This is a genomic window from Azospirillum sp. (assembly GCF_035627195.1).
GTDB lineage: Bacteria > Pseudomonadota > Alphaproteobacteria > Azospirillales > Azospirillaceae > Azospirillum.
In genome coordinates, this window is sequence record NZ_DASPMG010000043.1 from 72,972 (window position 1) to 98,355 (window position 25,384).

Consider the following 25,384-nt stretch of genomic DNA (forward strand, 5'->3'; position numbering starts at 1 on the left):
CTGTCCGCCCGTGACCGCCACCCTCACCCCACGCTTTCGCGGCCGTGTCGAGCGGGTGACCGGGCGGGTGCTGGAGGGCTGGGCGCTCGACGAGCAGGACCCAGACCGGCCGGTGGCGCTCGACGTCGCCATCGACGGCGGCCCGCCGCAACGCGTCGTGGCATCGGCGTTCCGCCCCGATCTGGCCCAGGCGTTCGCCACGCGCGGACACCACGCCTTCCGCTTCGAACTGCCCCCGGCGCTGGCCGACGGACACCCCCATGAGGTGAGCGTGACGGAGGCTCGCTCCGGCCTGGCTTTGGAGCGGTCGCCGATGGCCGTCACCGTGCCGCGCTTTCGCGGCTGCGCGGAGCGGGTGACCGGGCGGGTGCTGGAGGGCTGGGCGCTCGACGAGCTGAATCCGGACCGGCCGGTGGCGCTCGATGTCGTCATCGACGGCGGCCCGCCGCAACGCGTCGTGGCATCGGCGTTCCGCGCCGATCTGGCCCAGGCGTTCGCCACGCGCGGCTGTCATGCCTTCCGCGTCGAGTTGCCGGCGGAGCTGGCCGATGGCGAACCCCACCGGGTGGGCGTGACGACGGCGCTTCTGGGCCAGCCGCTCGACCACTCGCCGCAGGTCGTCACCGTGCCGCGCTTTCGCGGCGGCGGCGAGCGGGCGGGCGTGACGGTGGCGCATCCCGGCCAACCGCTTGAGCCACCGCCGGTCGCCGTCCCCCCGCCACGCTTTCGCGGCCGCATCGAGCGGGTGGCGGGGCTGGTCGTGGAAGGCTGGGCGCTCGACACGCGAAGCCCGGACTGGCCGGTGGTGCTGGACGTGATGATCGACGGCGCCCCCCGGCAGCGCGTCGAGGCGTCGGAGTTCCGCCCCGATCTGGCCCAGGTCCTGGGCACGCGCGGCCACAACGCCTTTCGCATCCCGCTGCCCTCGGCGCTGTGCGACGGAGAGCCTCACCGGGTGGCGGTCAGGGTCGCCAACACCGATCATGACCTGGACGGCCCGCCCGTTACGGTACGCTTTGCGGCGGCGACCGTGCCGGACGAGAGGCGCCGGCTTGAAGCCGACCTCGCCGGCCTCGGGGGCCGGGGCGATCGCTTGCGCGAACGGCTGCTGAAGCTTCCCCTCAACGAGCTGGCGGATGCGGCGCCGTACCGCCGCTGGCTCGCCGGTCACGAGGCCTCGTGGCCCGGCGAGCCAGCGGCGCCCGGCGTGTCCGGAAGCCCGCTGTTCAGCCTGATCCCGGACGAGGCCGTCTCCTTGCCTCTGCCGCGCGCCCTGCGCGAGGCGAGGGGGGCGTACGTGCTGTTTCCCGGCCGGGCCGGCTTTCCCCATCCGCGCGCGCTGGAACTGCTGGCGCGGCACTTGGGGGACCGGCGGCCCGTCGCCGTCTACGCCGACGACGATGTTCTGGAGGACGGAGCGCGCTCCCAGCCCCGGTTCAAGCCCGACTGGGACCCCGACCGCTTCCTGGCGGCGGATTTCGTCGGCCGCGCCGTCGCCTTGCGCCGGGACCGGGTGATGGAGGCGCTCGGCACGGAGGCGGGCGCCACGCCGGAGGCGCTGATCGCCGCCGTGCTGTTGGGGGCGGAGGATACCGAGGTCGATCATCTGCCCTGGGTGCTGTTCCACCGCTTTGCCGACGCCGTGGCCTTGCCGGCGCCGACGGAGCGGGCGCGCCATCTCACGGGCCCGCTGGCGGCGCTCGCCCCCGGTGCCCGGCTGGTGCCGGCGCCGCACGGCGTGCTGCGTGTCGAACGGCCCTTGCCGGAACCGCCGCCGCCGGTGACCCTGATCGTACCGACGCGCGATCGCGTCGACCTGCTGTCGGTCTGCGTCGAGAGCGTCTTGACGCGGACCGACTACCCGGCCCTGCGCCTGCTGATCGTCGATAACGGCAGCGAGCGGCCGGAGACTTCGGCCTATCTGGCGAAGGTGGGGCGGGACCCGCGGGTGTCGGTGTGGCGCGACGACGGCCCCTTCAATTTCTCGCGCCTGAACAACCATGCCGTGGCGCGGACCGCCACGCCGCTGATCGGTCTGGTGAACAACGACATCGAGGTGACGGAACCGGGCTGGCTGCGCGAGATGGCCGCCCATGCCCTGCGGCCGGAGGTGGGGGCCGTGGGCGCCAAGCTCCTGTTCCCGGACGGTTTCATCCAGCACGGCGGCGTGGTCATCGGCCTGTTCGGCGCCGCCGACAACGCGCAGCGCGCCTTTGGGGCCCAGTCCCCCGGCTATTGGCATTCGGCGGTGGTGGCGCAGAACGCCAGCGCCGTCACCGCCGCTTGCCTGGTGTGCCGGCGCGCGGTCTACGATACGGTCGGCGGCCTGGACGAGGAAGCCTTCCCGGTCGCCTTCAACGACGTCGACTTCTGCCTGAAGCTGCGCGCGCGGGGCTTCCGGGTGATCTGGACGCCGCACGCCACCTTGCTCCACCACGAATCCGCCACCCGCAAGCCCCTCGGCGGCGGTGCCGTCCACGAACGGGAACGCCGGGAGGTGGAGCGGCTGCGCGAGCGGTGGGGCACCAGGGACTACGCCGATCCGTTCTACAGCCCCAACCTGGGGCGCCTGGGGCTGAGCAGCCATGTCGCCCTGGCCGAAGGGATGGACGCCCGGTGAGCGGCCCCGGTGGGCGTTATGGCCGAGGCATCACACCGCCGGCGGATGATCGCTTCCATTATTCGCGAACCGTATCATACCAAAGGCGGTTGGTGGCTTCCATCAACCGCCTTTGGTTCAAACCCGACGGCACAGTGCGGCGCACTGTGCGAAAGGGGGATACGGGCGGCAAATGATGGAAGTGTTCAAACGCCGCCCGTATCAGATCACGGAGACGCAACGATGCTCCCCACCGCGCGCCTCACCCCCTTGGACGTTGCCGAACGCCGGCGAGCGCTGGCGACGGCGCGGCTGGGCGACGTGGGAAAAACCATTTGGCTGATCCGCCCCGACCTTCGGGCCTTGTTCGAGGACGACCCGGCGGGTTTCGAGTGGTGGCTGCTCATGAACGGCTCCGGCGAATACCACGCGCTGGCCGAGGCCGATCTCGCGGTCGCCCTGGACGTGCTGTCGGAACCGGCGGATGAGGCGCTGCCGGGCGTGGAGCCGGGGCTCACGCGCCTGATGACGCGGGTCTGGGCGATGCGGCCCGATCTTCAGGCGGCCTTCGACCTGGCCACACGGGAGGGGCGGCAGGGGTTTGTCTGGTGGTACTTCGTCTACGGCGCCGCCGAGCTTGGTCTCGGGCGCTTCTTCACCGAGGAGCAGAAGAGCTTTCTGAACGAGCCGGACCCCGAGGTGCCCGACGATGCCTTCGTGCCGGTCACCCGGCTGATGCGGCAGGTGTGGGTCCGCCGGCCGAGCCTTCAGGCGGCCTGTCCCCTGGGCGAACCGGGCGGCCGTGGGGCGTTCTTGGACTGGTATTTCACCCGGGGCTTGGGGGAAACGCGCCTTGCCGATGTCGTCGACGACCGGCAGGCCCGGGCCCTGCTGGCGCCCTTGGCCACGCCCCCGCGGGTCCCGCGCATTCTGGCGATGATCTGGGCGGCCGACCCGGCTGTTCAGGAGCGTTTCCCCGATCCCGGCCATCCCGGGTTCCGGGATTGGGCGCGTGGCGAGGGGCGGGAGTCGTACCCGGTTCTCCGGCGGCTGGCGGAAATGGGCGCGCTGGCGCCGCCCGCGCCCATGGTGGGGGCGGGCGGTGGGGTACCGTCCGGCGTCAACCTGATCGGCTACGCCCGCGGCCAGTTCGGTCTCGGCGAGGACGTGCGGATGGCCGCCCTGGCCCTCAAGGCCCGAAACATCCCCTTTGCCATTCGCAACATCCAGCCCGGGCGCGACGTCTGCCAAGGCGAGCGCGGCCTGGAAGCGCTGATCACCGACAGCTTGCCCTACGCGGTGAACCTGATCTGCACCACCGGCATCGAGACGGCGCGTGTGGCGGCGACCGAAGGGACCCGGCTGCTGGACGGGCGGCGGACCATCGGCTACTGGCCCTGGGAACTGCCTGAGTGGCCGGTGGAATGGCGGCACGCCTACAATCTGGTCGACGAGGTCTGGGCCTCCAGCCGCCATACCTACGACGCCTACGCTAAAAGCTGCCCGAAGCCGGTGCGCCATGTGCCGATGGCCGTGACGGTCGACGCCACCGCCGGGCTGGGCCGGCGCGACTTTGCGTTGCGCAAGGATCGTTTCCTGTTCGTGTTCTCTTTCGATCTCCTCTCCGGTCTTGCCCGCAAGAATCCCCAGGCCTGTCTACGGGCCTTCCGAACGGCGTTTCCGCGCGGCGACGAGCCGGCCGGGCTCGTGGTCAAGGCGATGCGGGCAACACCGGACGACCCGCTGTGGCAGGGGCTGCTGGCGGAGGCCGCAACGGACAACCGCATCGCCGTCATCAGCGGGACGCTGAGCCGTGCCGCCGTGCTCGACCTCTACCGGGCGTGCGACTGTTTCGTGTCGTTGCACCGGGCCGAGGGGTTCGGGCGGGGGATCGTCGAGGCGATGATGCTGGGCAAGCCGGTGGTCGTCACCGGCTATTCGGGGAACATGGACTTCACGACGCCGGGAACGGCGGCGCTGGTCGATCATCGATTGCGAAGGGTGGCGCCGGGTGAGTATCCGTTCGCCCAAGGGCAGTTGTGGGCGGAGCCGGACGTGGAGCACGCGGCCTGGTGGATGCGGCGGCTGGTCGAGGATCGGCACCTCCGCGAGCGGCTGGCGCGGCAGGGGCGGCGGCTGACGGCGGCGACCTACGCCCCCGCGGTCGTCGGCGCGGGATACGCGGCCCTTCTCGGGCCAACCGTCTGATACGGGCGGCGCATGAATGCTTCCCTTGAAACACGCACCGACGGTCACGATCGTCACCCCCTCTTTCAACCAGGCGGCCTTCCTGCCGGCGACCCTGGCCAGCGTCGCCGGGCAGACGTATCCCCATATCGAGCATCTCGTCCGCGACGGGGGATCGACCGACGCTTCCGTCGCGATCCTGGCGGCGACACCGCTGTCGTCACGCCGCTTCACCTGGCGCTCGGAACGGGATGGCGGGCAGGCCGCCGCCATCAACCGCGCCATCGGCGAGTCGACGGGGCAGATCATCGGGTGGCTGAATTCCGACGATCTCTTGACGCCAAAGGCCGTCGAGCGCGCGGTGGCGCACTTTCGCAGCCACCCCGATCATCTGATGGTGTACGGACAGGCGCGTTGGATCGACGCGAAGGGTTGCCCCGTCGATTGCTATCCCACCCGGCGCCCCGGCCCGGTGGAGCGCTTTCGCGACGGGTGTTTCATCTGCCAGCCCACGGTGTTCCTGCGGCGCGAAGCTATTGCGCGGGTCGGCCTCCTCGATGCGTCGCTGTTCGCCGCGCATGATTTCGATCTTTGGATACGTCTGTTCATGGCGGCACCGGACCGGATCGGCTTCATCGACGTGGAGCAGGCCCAATCCCGTGTTCACCCGATGACCAAGACCGCCTCGGCGTGGGACCGGGCGGCGATCGAGGCCATGCGGGTGCTCCACCGGCATTTCGGCGCCGCGCCGCCCCATTGGGTGCTGAGCGCCATCACCGAGTGCTTTGACCGTCATGCGGCGGACGCCGAGTTCGACGGGCGGGCCTGGGCCTTGAGGTTTCTGCGCAAGGCCTTTCCTCTGCTCGATCACGGGGGAGTTGCCGAGGTGAAGCGCCATGCGCGCACCGACCGGCGCCTCGCGGTGGCGGGGCCGGGCGTGATGGCCGTCGCCATCACCGCCGATGGTTGGGGCGGCCGCCGCACGGCCGTCCACCTTCGGCCCAACGGACACGGGATTTTGGTCGTGCAGGGCCGGCACGCCCATCCGGCCGGCGCCCGTGAATGCCTGTCCGCCTTACATGGGCCGTCGCTGCTCTCCACCCTTCATCTTGACGGCAACGAGGCATTCACATGGCGCATTCCGTTGCCCTGCGTTCCGGGCGGCCGGTCCCTCGAACGCGTCGATCTGGTCGCCGGGCATACGTTCACGCCGGCGTTGGTCGAGGCGGGATCGACGGATCGCCGTGAGCTGTCCGTGCTCATCGACAAGGTGTATCGCGCGCCAGGACCGTGAGAACGAATCGCCCGCGAGCCTGGCCGCCGGCCCGGTACCCGGCGGAGGCGGCGATCAGCCGTCCGTGGCCTGGGCGAACAGGGTGAAGGGCGGTGTGCCGCCCGGCGCGGCGGCGCGGGCCTTGATCGCCTCGTAGATCGCGGGATAGGCGATCCCGTCGGCGGTGCCCGGATAGTCCGCCCCGGCGAGGTCGATGAGCACCGTCGCCAGCGGTTGATGGCCGTGGGTCCGCGCCTGGGCGCTGGCGAAGCCCGCCATCATCACCCGCGCGGCCTGCTGCGGACGGTTGTTCTCGACCGCGAGGATGTTCCAGTAGGTCGCGTCGATGCCGAAATCGGTCGGAACGGGTTTCACAAGTGCCATGACTGGTCTCCTTAAGGCGTGAGGCAGGTTTCGGTGCCGGTGGCGTTCTTGAAGTAGAGAAGCCCGTCGGTCTTGACATAGAGCTTGCCAAAACCGGCGGTGGCGGCGGGGGCGGCTGCCGCGTGCGCCAGGGACATCACCCCTTGCACCGTCAGGCGTTCGTTGATGTTGCCGGCGCCAACACCCACATGGCCGGGGCCGGTGATGACGAGGGCGTCCCCCGCGGTGGCGGAGTCGATGGTCATGACCGTCGACAGATAGGCGCTGTCCGATTTGCGGCGTCGCTGCAGCGTCATGTAGCCGTTGTGCAGCACCCAGAGCATGTCGTCGGTGGTTCCCGCGTCGTTGAAATGCACGCCGGAGGCGGCGCCGTTGGCGATGAAGCGGTTGGCGGCGACGCGGCGAAGCGATCCGCCGGCACTCACCATCCCCTGACCCTTGGGCGCCAGCGTCAGGTCGATGTTCGCGTCGGTTCCCTGCGCGGCGAGGGCGGGGCTGGCGCCCGATGCGGCGCCTTGCGCGTCCAGGCGGTTGGCCATGGTCGATACCGGAACCACGCGCAAAGCTTCCACGCCCGAGGCGTTGGTCCCGAGTCGCGTTGTCCCGTCGGCGGCGATGTGGGCGCGCGTCTTGCCGGCGGTAACGAGCGACAGCTCGTTGACGGCGGGCGAGCAGACCCCGGTATCGGCGTCGTTGGCGAAGGCGATACCGGGAAAGGCCGGGGAGCCGGGCGGCATCGTGACGACGCCGCTGAAGGCCGGATCGCGCCGCGGCGCCAGCGCCGAGACGTCGGCGTTGGCGAAGGGGGAACTGTGATAGGGGCTGGTCATGGCGATCATCCGTAGAACGCGATGCTGGCCGCGCAATCGGCCGGTGCCACCAGATCGAGGCTGGCGATGCCGGTGATGTCGCGCATGGCCGGGTTCAGTTCCGCCGCGTGGCCGTCAAGCTGGTCGGCGATGGGGAGGGCGGCGGCGGCGGCGTACTGCACCCACACCGGACCCGTGGCGTTGATCAGGACGGTCCGCGCGCCGGCGGGGACGGCGACGGTCTTCGGCGTGCCCGCCGTCAGCACGACGACATGACGGGAATCCGACAGGTTGGCCGCCACGGTCGGCGTGCCCATGGCATCGAAGCGCGTTTGAAATGGTTTCATCGAACATCCTCTCAGGACGACCCCTCGGGCAAAAAAAACGCCGGAGCGCGGGCTTCGGCGGACGCAATCTGGGGCATGATGGTTATGGGTATAAAGTCATTTCATAAGAATGTCAACCTGACATCTGTATCCGGATATCCGCGGAAAGGCGGGGGTGTTGCCCGCTTCCGGCCGGCGTCCTATAACAAACTTCATATTTTGCGCCAGGAGTTATGGAGGATGATATGGCCAATCCAAACATTATCAAATGCTGGATCGCGTCGTACCCAAGGTCAGGAAATACATTTGCAAGAATAGCTATTGCCTTGACCCTTATTGGCGATGACACATCCAGCCTGGATAAAGATATACCAGAGTTTTCCGTGCATGTTGGTGAAAGCTTGTTTGGCGGGTCAAGTGTTATCAAGACCGACAAAGGTCAAGTCCGTTTTATAAAAACGCATTTTCCCAGAACGCCAAATTCATACAATTACGGTACAGATATTCCAATCTATATTTATAGGCATCCTTTGGATGTCTTCTTGTCTGGATTGAATTATATCTATCTTAATAGCCAAGAACCGGCATATTCAAAATATTTTCTGAATGCGTTTCCGAAAGCGGTAGGGCAAATCATCGCCGACGGTGAAATGAAGCATTATTTTGATCGATTTCTCGAAGACGAAGGTCTCTCCTGCTTCGAGCCCCTTGCGGGAAAATGGTCGGAAAACATCGCGGCATGGCATTCCACGATCAGTTCAACGGAAAATGGCTTATTTGTCGATTATAGCTACGTAACCGGCCGTCCGTTTGATTTCATGCAGGACGTGTTGCGTTTGATCGGAAGACGCGCGGTGGACCACGCGGATCTGGCGCGGGCGGTTGACCGATCTCTCGACCTTACCAAACCCAATGGGAAATTTTACTGGCGGGCCAAGAGCGGCGCGCATCGAGAGATGCTGAGGCCGGAATGGATAGCGGCCGGCATGGACCGCTTTGGCCCGACGCTGTCCAGACTTGGCCTTGATTTCGCCCTCCCTCGGTGACGGCGGGGTTCTGACCTGACAGAAATTTCATCTTCGCTCCATCCGGCCGTAAGGTCGCTCCGGCTACAAGGAAGCGGTGACGAGGCTCTCCTCTCTTCACAGGCATTTCCGAATTTTCATCCGGCAAACCTTCGCGGCCAGGGGGGCGGTTTCAAACCCCTGGCCGCTTTTTTGCCGGCGCCATCCGGCCGCTTGGCTTCGCGCCCACGGGGGCGCGGTCGCGGCCCTATACCAAGTTCACAAGGGAGAACTTTCTGAACTTGGTATTACGGTTCCCGGATACTTTCATCGAACACCCGGATCACCGGGTAGATGAAGTAGCTCAGCACGTCGCGCTTGCCGACGACGATCTCGCCGGTCAGCGTCATGCCGGGGATCAGCCGGGTGGTCGGCGGCACGTCGCGCAAGGTCACCTTGTCGAACGACACCCGCACCACATAGAACGCCTCGGCCCCGGCTTCGGCCATGGCGGCGGCCTGGCCCTCGTGGGTGAAGGAGTCGTGGCTGATCGCCCGCACCTTGCCGGCGATGACGCCGTGCTTTTGGAAGGGGAAGGCGTCGATCTTCAGGCGCACGTTGTCGCCCACCCGGATGTTGCCGATGTCGCGGGCCTCGACCCGCGCCTCGGCCTCGATCGGCGTGTCGAGCGGCACCAGGGTGACCACCGGCTCGGCCTCGCGCACCACCGAACCGGCCGACTTGCGCGCCACCTCCTGCACGATGCCTTCGACCGGCGAGGCCAAGGCCACCAGTTCGGAGCGCTTCTTGGCCTTCTCCAGGGCGTCGAACACCTGATCGCGCTCGCGCTGGCCCTGGATCAGTTCCTCCAAGAGCTTCTGGCGCCATTCCTCGATGAAGGCGGTGCGCTCGGACAGGGCGTTGGCCAGTTCGTGATCCAACTCCTCGGCCCGGTAGACGGAAAGCTGGCGGTCGCGCTCGACCTCCAGCTTGAGGTTGGTGGCCTCCAGCACGTTGAGGCGCGATGCGCTCTGGGTCTTCAAAAGCTGCGAGCGCATGGTTTCGATCTCGGCCAGCGCGTCGGCCCGCTGCTTCAGCACGATCTGGTCGCGGCGGTTGGTTTCCTGCGCCGCCCGCTTCTGGGCGATGGCCTCCTCGAAGCTTTTGAGGCGAGCCTGGTACTGGGCCATGCGCTGGCGGTACAGGCTGGCCTGGGTCGTCAGCGCCTCGTCGGCCTCCTTCGCTCCGGGGGCCGCGTCCACCGCGAACGGCTGTCCCGCCAACTCGGCCTCCAGGCGGCCGATCAACGCCGACACCGCCCGCATGCGCGAACGCATCTGCGACAGGTCGGCCTGGGCGAAGGTGGGGTCGAGCGTCGCCAGCATCTGCCCCTTTTCCACCCGCTGGCCCACCTGCACCTCGATGGTACGGATGATCGAGGTCTCGATGGGCTGCACCACCACCGTCGGCGGCGTGGTGACGAGGCGCCCGCGCGCCGACACCACCTTGTCCACCTGCGAGGCCCAGGCCCAGACGAGGGCGGTCACCACCATGGCCAGCAGGGCGTAGAGCACCGCCCGCGCCGCCCACGGCAGGGGCCGCTCCTCGATCATCAGGGCGTCGGGCAGGAACTCCAGCGCCTCGGCCGGAATGGCGCGACGAACCGGGGCCGGCGGCTTGGCGCGGGAGGGCGTGGGCGGCGGGGGTTCGGGGGCGGCGCCGGGCATGGCGTCGGGCATGGCGTCGGGCATGGGGTCGGGCGCGGGGGCCGCTACCGGGTTCGGGGTCACCATCCGCTGCCCTCCGCGTGCTTCATCTGTTGGTTCCACAGGTTGCGGTAGATGGTGGAACGGCCCAGGAGGTCCTGGTGGCGGCCCTGGTCGGAGATGCGGCCACGGTCGATGACGATGATCTGGTCACAGTTGACCAGCGATGACAGCCGGTGCGAGACGATGATCAGCGTGCGCTCCGCCGCGATGCCGGCGAGGTTCTTCTGGAAGATGGCCTCGCTCTCGGGGTCGAGCGCCGAGGTCGCCTCGTCCAGGATCAGGATCGGCGGGCGCGGCAGCAGGGCGCGGGCGATGGCGAGGCGCTGGCGCTGGCCGCCCGACAGGTTCGAGGCCCCTTCCTCGATCGGCGTGTCGTAACCCTGGGGCAGGCGCTGGATGAACTCCTCGGCGCCGGCGATCCGCGCGGCGGCCACCACCTCTTCGAAAGTGGCGTCGGTCTTGGTGGCGGCGATGTTCTCGCGGATGGTGCCGCGGAACAGGAAGGAATCCTGGAGCACCACGCCGATGGAGGAGCGCATGTGCGCCAGATCCATCTCGCGGATGTCGTAGCCGTCGAAGCGGATCAATCCCTCCTGGCAGGGGTAGAGGCCCTGGATCAGCCGGGTCAGCGTCGTCTTGCCCGAACCCGAACGGCCGACGATGCCGAACATGCTGCCGGCCGGGATGTGCAGGGCGATGTTGTCCAGCGCCGGCACCGGCGAGGTGGCGTAACGGAAGGTCACGCCCTCGAACTCGATGTCGCCCCGGATGCGCGGCCGCAGGCCGCCGGTGCCGTGGCCCTCGACCGGGCGGTTCATCACCTCGCCCAGCATGCGTACCGACAGGGCGGTTTCCTGGTACTCGTGGACGAGGCCGACGATCTGCACCAGGGGCTGCGACACCCGGCCCGACAGCATCTGGAAGGCCACCAGCGCGCCGACCGACAACGCGCCGGAGAACACGTCGTGGGCGCCCAGGCCGATCACCGCCACCAGCATCAGCTTTTCCAGGAAGTGGGTCAGCGCCTGGGCGAGGTTGGAGATCTGGCCGACCTTGAAGTGCATGGCCACCGCCTGGGCGGCCTTGGTCGCCCAGTTGCGCTTTTGCACCGGCTCCAGCGCCAGGGACTTCACCGTCCGCATGCCGTGGATGGTTTCCACCAGCATGGCCTGCCGCTCGCCCTCGGCGCGGTAGAGATTCTTGAGCGCCTTGGAGAACGGGCCGATCAGGATGACGATCACCGCCGCAATCAGCGCCGAAAACGCCAGCACCACCAGCGTCAGCTTCGCCGAGTAGAAGAACAGGATCGGCACGAACACGAACAGTGCCGAGGAGTCCAGCATGGTCAGGAACAGCCGCCCGGTGAGGAACTGGCGGATCTTTTCCGTCTGCTGCATGTGCTGGGTGATGACGCCGGCCGAGTTGGTTTCGAAAAAGCCGATGGGCAGGCCCAGGAGATGGCCGTAGGTGCGGGTGGCCAGCCGGATGTCGATCTTGTTGGTGGCGAACAGCAGCAGGTACTGGCGCAGGTAGCTGAAGATCGCGTCGAAGGTCAGCGCCAGGATCACGCCGACCACCAGCACCACCAGCGTCGCTTCCGAATGGTGGACCAGCACCTTGTCGATGACCAGCTGGAAGAACACCGGCTGGGCCAGCCCGATGACGTGCAGCACGAGCGCGGCGATGGCGATGTCGCGGAACACCGAGCGCTGTTTGAGGATTTCCGGCAAAAACCAGCGCAGGCCGAACGGCTGGTTCTCGTCGCCGGTCTTGAAGCGGCGCTTCAGAAGAATGGTTTCGCCCGACCAGACCGAGCGGAACTTGGTTTCGCCGACGAAGATGATGCCGGGTGCCGTGGCCAGCGGGTCGATGACGCCCACCTCGACCGCGCCCTCTCCCGAAGAACCATCTTCGGCGGGGCGGATGCCGGCGAGGATGACCGAGTTGCCGTTGGCCAGCCGCACGATCACCGGGAACGCGTCGTTCATGGCGATGAGCTTGGTCCAGCTCAGCGACAGCTTTCGGGCCTTCAGCCCGATTCCCTGGGCCATGGCCTGGAGCGTGAGCGTGTCCGGCTCCTCGCTGCCCACGGCGTGATCGTGGACCAGCCGTTCGACCGATACGTCGACGCCCCAGTGACGGGCGATGGCTACCAGGCAGTTCACCGCCGTGTGCGGGAACTCGTCGAGAGGGTCGGCTGCGGTGGTGCTCACGGTCGCTTAAGCTCGCTTTCTGGCCGGCATCGGATCAAGGAACAGCACGGGATGCGTACTATTCGCGTGTCGCCGCGTCGCCGCAAGAACTTCAAAGGTATTCGCACCCCGGCCGCCGCCCATGGGGCGGATCGGCCGGTATCTCGTGCGGAAGCGTGTCCGGATCAGGCGGCTATGGCGCCGAGGGCGAGCAAGGTGGAACAGGTCTTCTCGCGGAAGAGAGCCGCCTTCTCGCGCAGTTCGGCAAGATTCTCCTCTTCGGTGGTCAGAGGCTTGCCGTCCTTGATCAGGCGCTGCCCTTGCTGGGCGAAGACCCGCCAGGCGAAAAGGGCGGGGTCTTCGCCTTTTTGCATGGCCAGGATGAAGAGCTGGTCAAGGCGCGACGCCGAGACGCCGCCGCCGGTAACCGGCGAGGCGAGATACTGCACCTCGTCCGAGTGCAAGGCCTTTTGCAGGATCGCCGCGTTGAAGGCGTTCGTCCGGGAGCGCCGCTCCGTCTCACCCTGCCGCGGCAGGGCCGGCGCCACATGGCCCTGGGCCAGCAGCACGGTGAGCGCCTGCAACACCTGGGAATAGGTCAGATCCGCGCGCGACTTGTCGTCCACCAGTTCGCCCAGGGTCATGGGGCCACGGGCGAGAAGCTCCACGATCGGCCCGTAGATTTCCTTGCGCAGGGTGACCGACCCCACCGGGAAGGTGGCGGTTTCCGGCAGGTTGGCGGCCGGGATCAACAGGGCGAAGCGGGTTTCCCGCAAGATCGCCTGGTGCTCCGAGGGCGCCAGCCGGGTGCTGCCCTTGACGAAGATGTCGCGGCGGAACTGTTGATTGATGATGAAGTCGCGGACCACCTCGCGGAACGTGGCGTCACCGATTTCCGCCAGCAGCTTCTGGGCATCGGCCGAGAAGTTGAGCACGTCCATGTGGTCGCCGAAGTGGGCCGAGGCGGCGAATTGCAGCTTGGCCAGCCCCATCTCGCGGGCCACGTCGGAGTGATACAGCGGGTGCCAGTCCCGGTTGAAGTACTCGTGGGCCAGATAGTTGCGCGACATGCCCGACAACCGCTCCAGGCGCGGCGCGACCGCGGGGTTCTGGGCGAAGTAGCCCCCTCCGAGGCTCTTGAGCCGGTCGGCGAACTCCAGGGCCTTGTTGATGCGGCCGACGATCGGCTCGTTCGAATGGGCGGCGTGGCCGGTCATCAGCTCGCGCAACGGCATGGCCGACGCCCAGCCGGGCTGGCAGTTGTAGCTGTTGTAGACGATGCCGCCCGGCTTCAGCTTGCGGCGGATGATTTCGGCGATGACGCGGCGGTTCTCCTCGCTGATCCAGGAATAGACGCCGTGCAGACAGATGAAGTCGAAGGCCGGCGTGTCGGCTTCCAGGAATTCGGCGAAGCTGTTGTCGAAGAAGACGGCGTTGGTGGACTGGGCCGCCTCGGCGAGGTGGCGGGCGCCGGCGGCGTGCGCCGGGTTGAAATCGGTGGCCCAGAAGACGCCCGCCGGATTGGCGGCGGCGTGAATGTTGGCGCTGACACCTTGGCCGCAGCCGAGTTCGCAATAGGCGAAAGGAGCGGTGAGGGAGGGCGGCCGGATACCTTTCAGCAGCAGGGCCAGGCTCAGGTGGGCCGGGGTCAGTTCACGATAGAAGCCGTGGGTGTAGTTGATTTCGGCGACGTACCCGTGCGTCCAGGTGTCCATGTGTTCACGTCCAATGAAATGTTTGCGCAAGGCCGGCAGGAGGGGAGATGTCGTCAGGTCAGGGCCGCCGGTTTCCCTTCGCGCGCATCGGGATCAAGGCGTGAAGGAGAGACGAACTCTTCGCTCCTCGATATCACGGGATGCACCCGGTAAGTTCCGTGCAGCGGCAAAGGGCGACCTTATCCCGAAAAGCCTGTCTTCCCACTAACTTTTGGTCTTATCAGGGTCAAGCGCAAAAGGAGGCGCCGGACTCGGCCGCGACCGGCCCCCCTCCTCCAGCGCGATGGTCCGGCATACCGCCAGCGGTGGGCAGGCCAGCGCCACCGTGCCCCAGGACCAGCCGGTGCCGAAACCGCTGAGAAGGAGCCGGCAGCCCCCCCCGTCGGCGCGGGGACCGGTCAGGGTGGCCGCCAGCGCCTGGGTCAGGGCCAGCGGAATGGAGGCGGAACTGGTGTTGCCGACGTCGGCCAGCGCCAGCACCATCCGCTCGGGCCGCGCGCCGATGCGCTGGCCCAGGTGGCGGATCATCTGGGCGTTGGCTTGGTGCAGCACGATATGATCGACGTCGGCGATGGACCACTCTGCCGCCTCCAGCGTGGCGGCGATCGAGCGCGGCACCTCGCGCAGAGTGAAGGCGAAGACCTGGGTGCCGTCCATGAACAAGGTGGCCGGCGCGGCCGGTTCGGCCGCCGGCCGGCGCATGCCGCCGCCGGGCACCATCAGGTAGGGGGCGCCGGCCCCGTCGCTGCCGAGATCGAAGGTCATCGGCCCGGCTTGGCCGTCGCGCACCAGCGCCACCGCCGCCGCCGCGTCGCCGAACAGCGGGGCGACCGAGCGGTCGAGAGGATCGATGAGGCGTGAGGTGGTGTCGCCGACCAGCAGGAGGGCGCGGGCGCCGGCCGGCAGGGTGGCCAGCAGCGCACCCACGGACCACAGGCCGTAGACGAACCCCGAACAACCGAGGCTGAGATCGAAGGCGGCGCAGCGCCGCTCCAGGCCGAGCCGGCGGTGCAGCAGGCAGGCGGTGGCCGGCAGGACGTGGTCGGGGGTTTGCGACACGAAGACCAGGAGGTCGATGGCACCGGGCTCCCAGCCCAGGCCGTCCATGAGGTCGCGGGCGGCCGCCTCGGCCAGATCGGAGGCGCATTGGTCCGGGGCCGCCAGCCGGCGGGCCTCGATCCCCGTCGCCTTGGCGATGCGGGCGGCCGTGGCCTCGCCGAAGCGGGTTGCCAGATCGGCCGTGTCCTCCCGCCGTTCCGGCAGGCAGGAGACGAGCCCGGCGATCCTTGCTCCTTGGATGATGCTGACGGCCATGAAGGGCGGGCTTCCTGGGGAGGCGGATGGGAAACGGCGGCAAGGACCGGCCTTGCGCCCCGACAATAGCATGCCGCCTGTTCCACGCGCACCGGCGCGTGGCCGGGGCAAAGTCGGGGCCGGGGCAAAGTCGGGCCGGGGCAAAGTGGGGCCGGGGCAAAGTGGGGCCGGGGATGCGGGCGGTTGCGTACGTTTAAAAAAGGCTTAGAGAGGCCCCCTCGGGTAGTATACCACCTGTGGGAAGCACCGGCATTGTCGTTGAGGGACTTCCATGGCCATCGTCACGGGTAACGCTTCCAGCCAGACTCTGAGCGGAACGGCCGAGGCCGACACCATCAACGGCCAGGCCGGCAACGACACCATCCTGGGCTTGGGCGGGGCCGACCGCATCGACGCCGGCACCGGGGCAGATTTCATCAATCTCTCCGCGCGGGCGGCGCCCGACGGCACGTCGGTGGACGGCGGCGCCGGGGCCGATCGCCTGACGTTGGGGAGCTTCAGCAACGTCGTCACCGTCAGCGGCATCGAAAGCGTCACCGCCGCCGCCGGCCAGGACGAGATCACGGTGGCCGCGGCGCAGGCCGGTGGCCGCTACGACCTCGGCGGCGGGATGGACCGGCTGCAGCTCCTGGGCAGCGGCAACACCCTGACGGTGCGCGGGGTGGAAACCCTGATCGGCGGTGACGGCGGCGACACCATCGTCCTCAGCGTCGGCCAGACCGGCACCATCGATCTCGGTGGCGGCGGAGACCGGCTGACGCTGGCCAACGCCGGCAACAGGCTCACCCTGGCCAACGTGGAGTCCGTAACGGGAGGGACGGTCGGCGACACCGTCATCCTGTCCAGCGTGCTTACCGCCGGGAGCATCAGCCTGGGCAAGGGAGCCGATGCCCTGACCCTGTCGGGGGAGGGGAACAACACGGTGCGGGCGGCCGGCGTCGAGCGCCTGACCGGCGGCGGCGGTGACGACGCGGTGACTCTGACCGCGCTTCAGGCCGGCGGCGTCATCGACCTGCGCGGCGGCAACGACATCCTGACGTTGGCCAACGGCGCCAACACGCTGACGGTTCTCCGGGCCGAGACGATCATCGGCGGTGGCGGCGCCGACACCATCGCCATGACCAGTCCCACGGCGTCCGGCCTGATCGACCTGGGCGCCGGCCGGGACAGCTTGAGGCTGGCCAACGGCATCAACACCCTGACGGTGCGCGGCGTCGAGGTCGTGCAGGGCCTGGCGGGCGCCGACACGCTGGTCATGACCGACGGCATCACCGGCGGCACCGTCAATCTGGCGGCGGGGGCGGACAGCCTCCGGCTCGGCGACGGCGGCAACGCGCTCACGGTCGGCGGCGTCGAGACGCTCGACGGCGGCTCGGGCCGGGACGTCGTCGTGCTGGCCGCCGGTCAGGCCGGGGCCATCATCAACCTGGGCGGCGGCGACGATCAGATCACCCTGGCCAACGGCGTCAACCAGGTGACGCTGGTCGGCGTGGAGAGCATCGTCGGCACCGGCGGAGCCGATCGGGTCGTCCTGGTGGGCGGAGTGACCGGCGGCCGGATCTCTCTGGGGGCGGGCGCCGACCATCTGGAACTCGCCGACGCCGGCAACAGTCTGACGCTGCTGGCCGTCGAAACCCTGATCGGCGGCACGGTCAACGACACCATCGTCCTCGGTGCCGCCATCGGCGGCGGGATGATCAACCTGCGCAGCGGCAGCGACTTCCTGGCCCTGGCCGCCGGTACCAACACGCTCAGCCTCCGCAACGTCGAAACCCTCATCGGCAACGGCGGTGCCGACGCCATCACCTTCCTTACCGCCCTCGACGGCGGGCTGGTCAACCTGGGCGGCGGCAACGACCGGCTCCAACTCGCCTCGACCGGCAACACCCTGACCGCCATCGGCGTGGAAACCCTCACCGGCGGCGCCGGCAACGACACCATCGTCCTGACCACCGCCCTGACCCACGGCGTCATCACGCTTGGCAACGGCAGCGATGTCGTGCAACTCGCCGAAGGCATCAACACCCTGACGGTCGGCGGGACCGAATCCCTTACCGGCGCCGACGGCGCCGACAGCGTCACGCTGATGCGCGCGCAGACCGCCGGGATCATCAATCTGGCCGACGGCAACGACCGCCTCGTTCTTGCCAACGGCTCCAACCTTCTCACCATCCAGGACATCGAGACGGTCGTCGGCGGGACGGGGAGCGATCAGCTGACGCTGGCGGCAGTCTTCTCCGCGGGAGGGGTGCTCAACCTGGGGACCGGCGCCGACTCCGTGGCCCTGACCTCGGGCGGCACCAATCTGCTGTCGGTCCTGGGCGTGGAAACCCTCCATGGCAACGACGACGCCGACATCATCACCCTGATGACGGCGCAGACCGGCGGCCAGATCTTCCTGCGCGGCGGCAGCGACAGCCTGACCCTGCTCGGCCAGGGCAACAGCCTGACGGTGCGCGGGGTGGAAAGCCTCGTCGCCGCCGACGGCAACGACATCATCACTCTCGGGGCCGCCCTGACCGGCGGGCGGATCAACCTGGGGTTGGGCGCCGACATTCTGGCCCTGACCGAGGGCGACAGCACCCTGACCCTGACCGGCGTCGAGAGCGTGCAGGGAGGGTCGGGCAACGACGACATCACGCTGTCGGCCGCGCTGACCGCCGGCTTCATCAACCTTGCCGCCGGCAGCGACAACCTGCGGCTGGCCGCCGGCAGCAACACGCTGACCATCCGCGGCGTCGAAACCCTGGTCGGCAACGCCGACGGCGACACCATCGTTCTGGCGGCCACGCTGGCGGGCGGCCTCATCAATCTCGGCCAAGGCGGCGATACCCTGACCCTGGCCGCCGCGTCGGGCGCCAGTCTCCTTACCGTGAGCGGGGTGGAAACCCTGATCGGCAACGGCGCCGCCGACACCATCGTGCTGGACGCGACGCTTACCGTCGGCATCGTCAACCTGGGCGACGGCGCCGACCGTCTCGAACTGGCCAACGGCACCAACACCCTGACCGTCCAGGGGGTGGAAACCCTGATCGGCAACGGTGCCGCCGACATCATCCTCCTTGCCGCGTCCCTGGCCGGCGGCATCATCAACCTGGGCGAGGGCAGCGACCGCCTGGTGCTGGCCTCGGGCGCCAACACCCTCTCGGTCACCGGGGTCGAAACCCTGGTCGGCAACACCGGCTCCGATACGGTGACCCTGATCGAGGCGGGCCAGAGCCGGATCGACCTGAAAGAAGGCGCCGACAGCCTGACCCTTGCCGCCAGCGATGCCAACACCCTGACGGTGTGGGGAGTGGAGACGCTGGCGGGCGGCGGGGAGGCCGATCTCGTCGTCCTGGCGGAAACCCTCACCAGCGGCGTCATCGCGCTGGCGGCCGGCGCCGACAGCCTGCAACTCGCCAACGGCGCCAACACCCTGACCGTCGAGGCGGTCGAAACCCTGACCGGCGGCAGCGGCGACGATGCCATCGTGTTCCGCGGCGGCGACGAAACGGTTTTCCTCAACCTGGGCGGCGGCGGCGACACGCTGACGCTGGCGACGGGAACCGGCAGCCTGACGGTGACCGGGGTCGAAACCTTGACGGGAAGCGCCGGCGCCGACAGCGTCATCCTCGGCGGCAATCTCGCCTCCGGCCTCATCACGCTGGGCGCCGGCAACGACAGCCTGCGGCTGGCGGACGGCGGCAACACCCTGACCATCGGCGGGACGGAAACGCTCATCGGCGGTGCCGGCAACGACATCCTGGTGGTGACGGGAGCGCTGGCGGGGCTGATCAACCTGGGCGACGGCTCCGACAGCCTGACCCTGGGCAGTGCCGGCAACACGGTGACGCTCGGCGGCATCGAAACCCTGGTCGCCGGCCAGGGCAACGACACCGTGTCCCTTCTCGTCCAGCAGACCTCCGGTACGATCAACCTGGGCGACGGCTCGGACACGCTGCGGCTGGCGGACGGCGCCAACACCCTGACGGTGAGGGGGGTCGAAACCGTCGTCGGCCACAACGACGTCGATATCGTCACTCTCGTCGCCGCCGTGACGGGAGGGGCCGTCAATCTCGGCGACGGACTGGATCAGCTCATCCTGGCGGATGGCGCCAACACCCTGACGGTCGCCAACGTCGAAACCCTGATCGCCGGCGGCGGCGGCGATACCGTGACGGTGCTGGCCAGCGGCGACGGCGCCTTCATCAACTTAGGCAACGGTTCCGACACCTTGTCGATCGGGACCGCCGGGGCCACCGTGACCGTGGCCAACGTCGAAACCATCCAGGGCGACAGCGGCAACGACGTCATCCATCTCCTGACCCGGCTCGACAGCGGCGTCCTCAATCTGGGCGACGGCTCCGACAGTCTGGTGCTGGCCGACGGAAGCAACACGCTGACCATCGGTTCCGTCGAAACGCTGATCGGTGCCGGCGCCGGCGACATCATCACGCTGAGCACCGGCCAGGCGGCCACCACGGTCAATCTCGGCGGTGGCTCGGACAGCCTGAAGCTGGCCGCCGCCGACAATCTCCTGACCGTCGACGGCATCGAAACCATCGTCGGCGGCGTGGGCGACGACGAGATCATCCTGGCCAACGGCCAGAGCGACGGCCATGTCAACCTGGGTGGCGGCAGCGACCGGCTGCGGCTGGCGGACGGCTCCAGCACCCTGACGGTGACCGGGGTCGAAAGCATCATCGGCCGCAACGACCAGGACACCATCACCCTGGGCGCCGCCGTCACGGCCGCCTTCGTCAACCTGAGCGGCGGCGAGGACTCGCTGGCGCTGTACAACGGCGCCAACACCCTGACCGCCAGCGGCGTCGAAACCATCGTCGGCGGCAGCTTGGGCGACGACATCACCCTGGGGGCGGCGCAGACCTCGGGGCTGATCAACCTGGGCCAGGGCTCCGACAGCCTCCGGCTCGCCGTGGCGTCCAACACCCTGACCGTGGTGGGGGTGGAAACCCTGGTGGGCGATGGCGGCGCCGACGCCGTGGTCCTGGGAGAGGTGCGGACCGGGGGTACGATCAACCTGGGCGGCGGCTCGGACAGCCTGCGGTTGGCCGCCGGCGGCAACACCCTGACGCTGGTTTCCGTCGAAACCGTGCTGAGCGACACCGGCGGCGACGCCATTACGCTGAGCGACGCGCTGACTGCCGGCGTGATCGATCTGGGGGCGGACAGCGACCGTCTGACGCTGGCCAACACCGCCAACACCCTGACCGTCAATGGCGTCGAGACGCTGGCCGGCGGCTCCCTGACCGATCTCGTCACCATCGGCGCGGCATCCTCGCCCGGGATCGTTGATCTCGGCGGCGGTTCCGACAGCCTGATCGTCACGGCCTCGGGCGTCACGCTCACGGTGTCCAACGCCGAAACCCTGACCGGCGGCACCGGCAACGACACCGTCACGCTCGGGACATCCCAGTCCGCCGGCCACATCAACCTGGGCGATGGCGACCGCGACGTCCTTTCGCTCGCCTCCGGCAGCGCCAACACCCTGACCGTCCGCCATGCCGAAAGCATCGTGAGCCAAGGCTCGCAGGCCGACCTGATCGTGCTCGGCGCCGCCTTGGGCAACGGCTGGGTCGATCTGGCGAGCGGTTCGGACCGTCTGGCGCTGTACGCCGGCGAGAACACGGTCACCGCCACCAATGTCGAGACGATTTTCGGCAACACCGGCGCCGACACCCTCGTTCTCAGCCAGGCCCAGTCCTTCGGCTTCATCAACCTGGACGAGGGCGACGACCGGCTGGTTCTCGCCGCTGGCACCAACACCCTGACCGTCTACGGCATCGAAACCATCGCCGGCGGCAGCGGTCAGGACATCATCGTCGCCGGCCGCGCCACGACCCAGGCGCTGATCGACCTCGGCAGCGGCTCGGACCGGCTGGATCTCGCCAACGGCACCAACACCCTGACCGTTTCCGGCGTCGAAACCGTGATCGGCGGCACCAGCCAGGACATCGTGGTGGTGGGGAGCGCCCAGACCTTGGGCATCGTCGATCTCGGCGCCGCCGTCGACCTGCTCGTCCTGGCCGGCGGCACCAACACCCTGACGGCCGTCAATGTGGAGAGCGTCTACGGCGGCACCGGCGCCGACACGGTGGTGCTGGGCAACGTCGCCACCGCCGGACTCGTCGACCTGGACGACGGCGAGGACACTCTGGTGATGGCGGGCGGTGCCGCCAACACCCTGACCATCGGCGACGTCGAAACCCTGCACGCGTCGGGCAACAACGACACCATCGTCGTCCGGGCACCGCAGGCGGCGGGAATCTTCAACCTGGGCAACGGCGCGGACACCCTGATCCTGCTGTCCACGGGCGGCGATTACACCCTGACCGTGGGCGGCGTCGAAACCGTGCAGGGCAACGCCGGCTCCGATGACATCGTGCTGAGCGCGGCGGTCGCGTACGGCTATGTCAATCTGGGCAACGCGCAGGATGCCCTGCATCTGGCCGCCGGCGCCAACACGGTGACCACCGTCAACGTCGAAACCGTCCAGGGCGGCTCCGGGAGCGACACCATCCTGCTGGGGCAGGCGTTGACGAACGGCATCATCGACCTGGGCGACGGCGCCGACAGTCTGGTCCTGTCCAAGGCGGGCGACTACACGCTGACCGTCGCCGGCACCGAAACCATCGCCGGGAATTCCGGCGTCGACCAGGTGGTCTTCTCGGCCACGGTGACCAACGGCTTCGTCAATCTGGGAAGCGGCTCCGACAGCCTGACCTTGAGTGATGCCGGGGCCAACACCGTTACCGTCGCCGGGGTTGAAACCGTCCAGGGCTCCTCCCAGACCGACCTCGTGGTCGTCGGCGCCGGCAACGCCACGGTGTACGGCGGCAGCGGCTCCGACAGTCTTGCGGGCGGCGGCGGCAACGACATTCTGTGGGGCGAGGCGGGCAACGACACCCTGGTGGGCGGCGGCGGCACCAACTCGATCCACGGCGGCAGCGGCAGCGATGACCTGATCGCCGGCAGCGGCACCAATTACTTCTTCTACACCGCCACCGGCGACGGCGCGGGAACGGCGGTCAGCGGCGGCGACACCATTTCCGGTTTCGTGGCGGGAACGGACGGCTTCCATCTGGGCGACGCCAACCTGAGCCTGCGCGGCAGTTCCATCAGCTACGCCGAAGGGACGTGGGACGGCAGCACCTTCACTTACGCCGAAGGCGGCTCCGGCACCCTGGTCAGCCCGATGTCCGGCTTCGCCGCCAACGTCCTGGTCCTTACCGACACCCAGGCGTCCTGGACCTCGGCGGCGGCGGTCGACGCGGTCCTCACCAGCTTCGGCGCGGCGTCGGGGGGCACCGGGATGGTCGTGTTCTTCCAGACCGGGGCGGCGGCAAGCTTCCAGATGATCTACGACAGCAACGTCGGCACCAACGGGGCCGGCGCCAACGTCGTGCATCTGGCGTCGCTGGAGGGCGTCACCACCATCACCGGCATGACCTCGTCCAACTTCGTCATCTTCTGATGCGCCGGGAGGGCGGCGTCGCACGCCGCCCTCCCAAGTTGCCGTAACGTTTGATCCAGACTTTGGCGCTATGCGCCGAGGTGCCGCATTCGTCTGACTGGCATTTTGGTGCAAACTGGATAAAGATAATCGGAAAAAGAGGGCTGGCCGATGCAGTCCGCCCCACCGGAAGTCTTTTGAGGGGGAGAGCACCATGTCAGCGCAAAAGACCTGGAATCATGACGCCGACACCGCCTGCTGGGGTGTGCGTGCGGTGGTCATCCGCTTCTCCGACCGTCCGTCCGACACGGTTCACGCCGTTCTCGAAGGCCGGGATTTCCATTACGCCAACCGGGCGTGGCACGGGATCGGCGTGCCGGAGGAACTGGCGGCGCTGGTGCGCTCCTGCGGCGGCGTGGTCGAGGTCAACGAGAAGTTCGCGGCCAAGCCGCTGGAGTGGTGAGGCGGCGGCCTGACCTGACCTGACCGGCGTCCCCGCCCGTCGCTGAACCGTCCCTCTTCAGGCGAAGGAGGGCTGGAGCGCCCTTGCCGTCAACGACCGGAGCCGGACGACGGCGGTTTCGTAGAGTTCCATATCCAGCGGGTTGCGGTCGGCGATCTTGTCCAGGATACGTTGCGGCACATCGGTCAGCCGTGGCCGGTGGGCATTCACGTTGGCCCGGGCGCGCCGGTTCAGGGGCAATCCCAGCCGCTCCTCCAGAGTATCCAGGCTCTCCGCGAAGTGTTCCTGGATGCACACCACGTCGAAACCCGCCAGGTTTTCCTTGGCCTGGGCCAGGATGTCCCGGCCCCGCCAGTGCCGGTACTGGGCCCGGCAGAAGGGGGGGATATCGTGGAAAAGCTGCCAGGTCTGGCCGTTGTCGACGTTGGCGCGGATCACGGCGTGATCGCTGTCGATGAATTCCTCCAGCGTCAGGCGCTTGGTCAGCCAGGCCATCTGCTGCGGCTCGTCTACCGATCGGTGATAATGGTACAGCGACACCACCCGGTCGACCGGATGGCGCAAGGTCGTGACCTTGCGGTGCGGCAGGTTGAGACGCCGGAACAGGCGGTAACCGAAGTGGCCATGGATGTAATCGAACCCCGCCAGTTCCGCGTCGGTCAAATAGGCCAGATCGGCGAGGCCGGATGAGAACAGGCACCGGCTCTCTTCGTAATGTCCGGCCATGTTTTTCATCATCGACGTTCCCGCGGTTTTGGGAATATGCAGGAAAACGACTTTGATCATCCGCGCGCCCGCCGTGCTTTATGCTGACGGGGCCGAGAATCGTGGATTGATAGCCTGTTTGCTATTGGGTGTGTTGCGTAAGGAGATGTGCGGGCGCGCCCCGCTTACGCCAGCCCGTGATAGCCCTTGTACCAGGAGACGAAGCGGGGCAGGCCGTCTTCCAGCGATGTGCCGGGCGCGAACCCCAGGTCGCGGCGGCTGGCCTCGATGTCGGCGAACGTCGCCTCCACGTCGCCCGGCTGCATGGGTTCCAACCGGCGGATCGCCGGGCGGCCGATCGCCTGTTCCAGGATGGCGACGAAGCGGCCCAGCTCCTCGGCCTGATGGTTGCCGAGGTTGTATACCCGGTGCCGCACCCCGTCGGCGTCCGGTTCGGGCGGGCGGTCCAGCGCCGCCGTCACGCCGGCCACGATGTCGCCGATGTAGGTGAAGTCGCGCCGCATGCGGCCGTTGTTGAACAGCCGGATCGGCTCTCCGCGGGTGATCGCTTCGGTGAACAGCCACGGCGCCATGTCGGGGCGGCCCCACGGGCCGTAGACGGTGAAGAAGCGCAGGCCCGTCGCCGGCAGGCCGTAAAGCTGGCTGTAGGTATGGCTGATCAGTTCGGCCGACCGCTTGCTGGCGGCGTAAAGCGATACCGGCCGGTCGACGCGGTCGTCCTCGGCGAACGGCAGCTTGGTGTTGGCGCCGTAGACCGAGGAGGAACTGGCGTAAACCAGATGCCGCAGATGGGACAGCCGGCGGGCGGCCTCCAGCATCACCACCTGGCCCATGACGTTGGCCTGGACGTAGGCATAGGGGTTGGTAAGCGAATAGCGCACCCCGGCCTGTGCCGCCAGATGGGCGATGCCGGTGATCGGCTGCCCCCGCGCCTCCAGCCGGGTGAACAGACCGCCGATGGCGTCCGGGTCGGCGATGTCGGCGCGCACGAAAGTGAAGGCGGGATCATCCCGGAAGAGGCCCAGCCGGGCCTCCTTCAGGGTCACGGGGTAGTAATCGTTCAGGCTGTCCACGCCGACCACGCGTTCGCCGCGTGCCAGCAGCGCCCGGGTGAGGTGGGCGCCGATAAAGCCGGCGGCGCCCGTCACGACGATGGTCATCCGTTTC

The 25,384-nt window shown here is 68.2% G+C and carries 15 protein-coding genes; 6 read left to right on the top strand and 9 right to left on the bottom strand.

Translation table 11 applies throughout. The annotated features are described in order from the left end of the window. Window positions 1-10: 10 nt before the first annotated feature. The 3 genes from VED21_RS03760 (at window position 11) to VED21_RS03770 (ending at window position 6,080) form a co-directional block, all read left to right on the top strand. Window positions 11-2,620, top strand: a complete 2,610-nt coding sequence (locus tag VED21_RS03760) for a glycosyltransferase family 2 protein (protein ID WP_324880970.1) — start codon at window positions 11-13, stop codon at window positions 2,618-2,620. 222 nt (window positions 2,621-2,842) lie between these two features. Beyond that, window positions 2,843-4,807 carry a glycosyltransferase family 4 protein gene (locus VED21_RS03765; RefSeq protein ID WP_324880971.1) on the top strand — a complete coding sequence of 655 codons (1,965 nt, stop codon included), beginning with the start codon at window positions 2,843-2,845 and terminating at the stop codon, window positions 4,805-4,807. Between the two features lie 25 nt (window positions 4,808-4,832). Next, window positions 4,833-6,080 carry a glycosyltransferase family 2 protein gene (locus VED21_RS03770; protein ID WP_324880972.1) on the top strand — a complete coding sequence of 416 codons (1,248 nt, stop codon included), beginning with the start codon at window positions 4,833-4,835 and terminating at the stop codon, window positions 6,078-6,080. Between the two features lie 54 nt (window positions 6,081-6,134). Here VED21_RS03770 and VED21_RS03775 read toward each other — a convergent pair whose 3' ends face one another. From VED21_RS03775 to VED21_RS03785, 3 genes are read right to left on the bottom strand one after another with little or no spacing between them, the layout of a single operon-like run. Beyond that, entirely contained in the window at window positions 6,135-6,443 is a 309-nt protein-coding gene (locus VED21_RS03775; RefSeq protein ID WP_324880973.1) for a hypothetical protein, read from the bottom strand. Window positions 6,444-6,454: 11 nt separating this feature from the next. Then, the gene (locus tag VED21_RS03780; RefSeq protein WP_324880974.1) at window positions 6,455-7,273 is read right to left on the bottom strand and encodes a hypothetical protein; all 819 of its coding nucleotides are present in this window, start codon (window positions 7,271-7,273) and stop codon (window positions 6,455-6,457) included. Between the two features lie 5 nt (window positions 7,274-7,278). Beyond that, complete coding sequence (locus VED21_RS03785; RefSeq protein WP_324880975.1) at window positions 7,279-7,599, bottom strand: NAD/NADP transhydrogenase alpha subunit-like protein; 321 nt, start codon at window positions 7,597-7,599, stop codon at window positions 7,279-7,281. Window positions 7,600-7,823: 224 nt separating this feature from the next. Here VED21_RS03785 and VED21_RS03790 point away from each other — a divergent pair, with 224 nt between their 5' ends. Next, window positions 7,824-8,624, top strand: coding sequence for a sulfotransferase domain-containing protein (locus VED21_RS03790; protein ID WP_324880976.1), 801 nt, complete (start codon window positions 7,824-7,826; stop codon window positions 8,622-8,624). A gap of 266 nt (window positions 8,625-8,890) precedes the next feature. Here the strand turns inward: VED21_RS03790 and VED21_RS03795 are convergent, their stop codons facing one another. The 4 genes from VED21_RS03795 to VED21_RS03810 all read right to left on the bottom strand — a co-directional run bounded on the left by VED21_RS03795 (window position 8,891) and on the right by VED21_RS03810 (window position 15,572). Next, window positions 8,891-10,375 (bottom strand): HlyD family type I secretion periplasmic adaptor subunit, encoded by a 1,485-nt coding sequence (locus tag VED21_RS03795; RefSeq protein WP_324880977.1) that lies wholly within the window; start codon window positions 10,373-10,375, stop codon window positions 8,891-8,893. Further along, the gene (locus tag VED21_RS03800) at window positions 10,369-12,564 is read right to left on the bottom strand and encodes a peptidase domain-containing ABC transporter (RefSeq protein ID WP_324880978.1); all 2,196 of its coding nucleotides are present in this window, start codon (window positions 12,562-12,564) and stop codon (window positions 10,369-10,371) included. Before VED21_RS03800 ends, VED21_RS03795 begins: the two co-directional genes overlap by 7 nt. Before the next feature lie 164 nt (window positions 12,565-12,728). Beyond that, on the bottom strand, window positions 12,729-14,258 hold the full coding sequence (locus VED21_RS03805) for a methyltransferase regulatory domain-containing protein (RefSeq protein ID WP_324880979.1): 1,530 nt from the start codon (window positions 14,256-14,258) through the stop codon (window positions 12,729-12,731). 204 nt (window positions 14,259-14,462) lie between these two features. Beyond that, complete coding sequence (locus tag VED21_RS03810; protein WP_324880980.1) at window positions 14,463-15,572, bottom strand: ketoacyl-ACP synthase III; 1,110 nt, start codon at window positions 15,570-15,572, stop codon at window positions 14,463-14,465. A 271-nt stretch (window positions 15,573-15,843) separates the two neighbouring features. On the opposite strand from VED21_RS03810, the gene VED21_RS03815 reads away from it, so the two are divergent. Together VED21_RS03815 and VED21_RS03820 are read left to right on the top strand one after the other, a co-directional pair. Next, on the top strand, window positions 15,844-23,049 hold the full coding sequence (locus tag VED21_RS03815) for a calcium-binding protein (RefSeq protein WP_324880981.1): 7,206 nt from the start codon (window positions 15,844-15,846) through the stop codon (window positions 23,047-23,049). A gap of 193 nt (window positions 23,050-23,242) precedes the next feature. After that, window positions 23,243-23,491 (top strand): hypothetical protein, encoded by a 249-nt coding sequence (locus VED21_RS03820; protein ID WP_324880982.1) that lies wholly within the window; start codon window positions 23,243-23,245, stop codon window positions 23,489-23,491. A 57-nt stretch (window positions 23,492-23,548) separates the two neighbouring features. Here VED21_RS03820 and VED21_RS03825 read toward each other — a convergent pair whose 3' ends face one another. Together VED21_RS03825 and VED21_RS03830 are read right to left on the bottom strand one after the other, a co-directional pair. Next, window positions 23,549-24,277: a sulfotransferase family 2 domain-containing protein gene (locus VED21_RS03825; RefSeq protein ID WP_324880983.1), complete on the bottom strand. Its 729-nt coding sequence runs from the start codon at window positions 24,275-24,277 to the stop codon at window positions 23,549-23,551. Between the two features lie 104 nt (window positions 24,278-24,381). Further along, window positions 24,382-25,377 carry an NAD-dependent epimerase/dehydratase family protein gene (locus VED21_RS03830; protein WP_324880984.1) on the bottom strand — a complete coding sequence of 332 codons (996 nt, stop codon included), beginning with the start codon at window positions 25,375-25,377 and terminating at the stop codon, window positions 24,382-24,384. Between the last annotated feature and the right edge of the window lie 7 nt (window positions 25,378-25,384).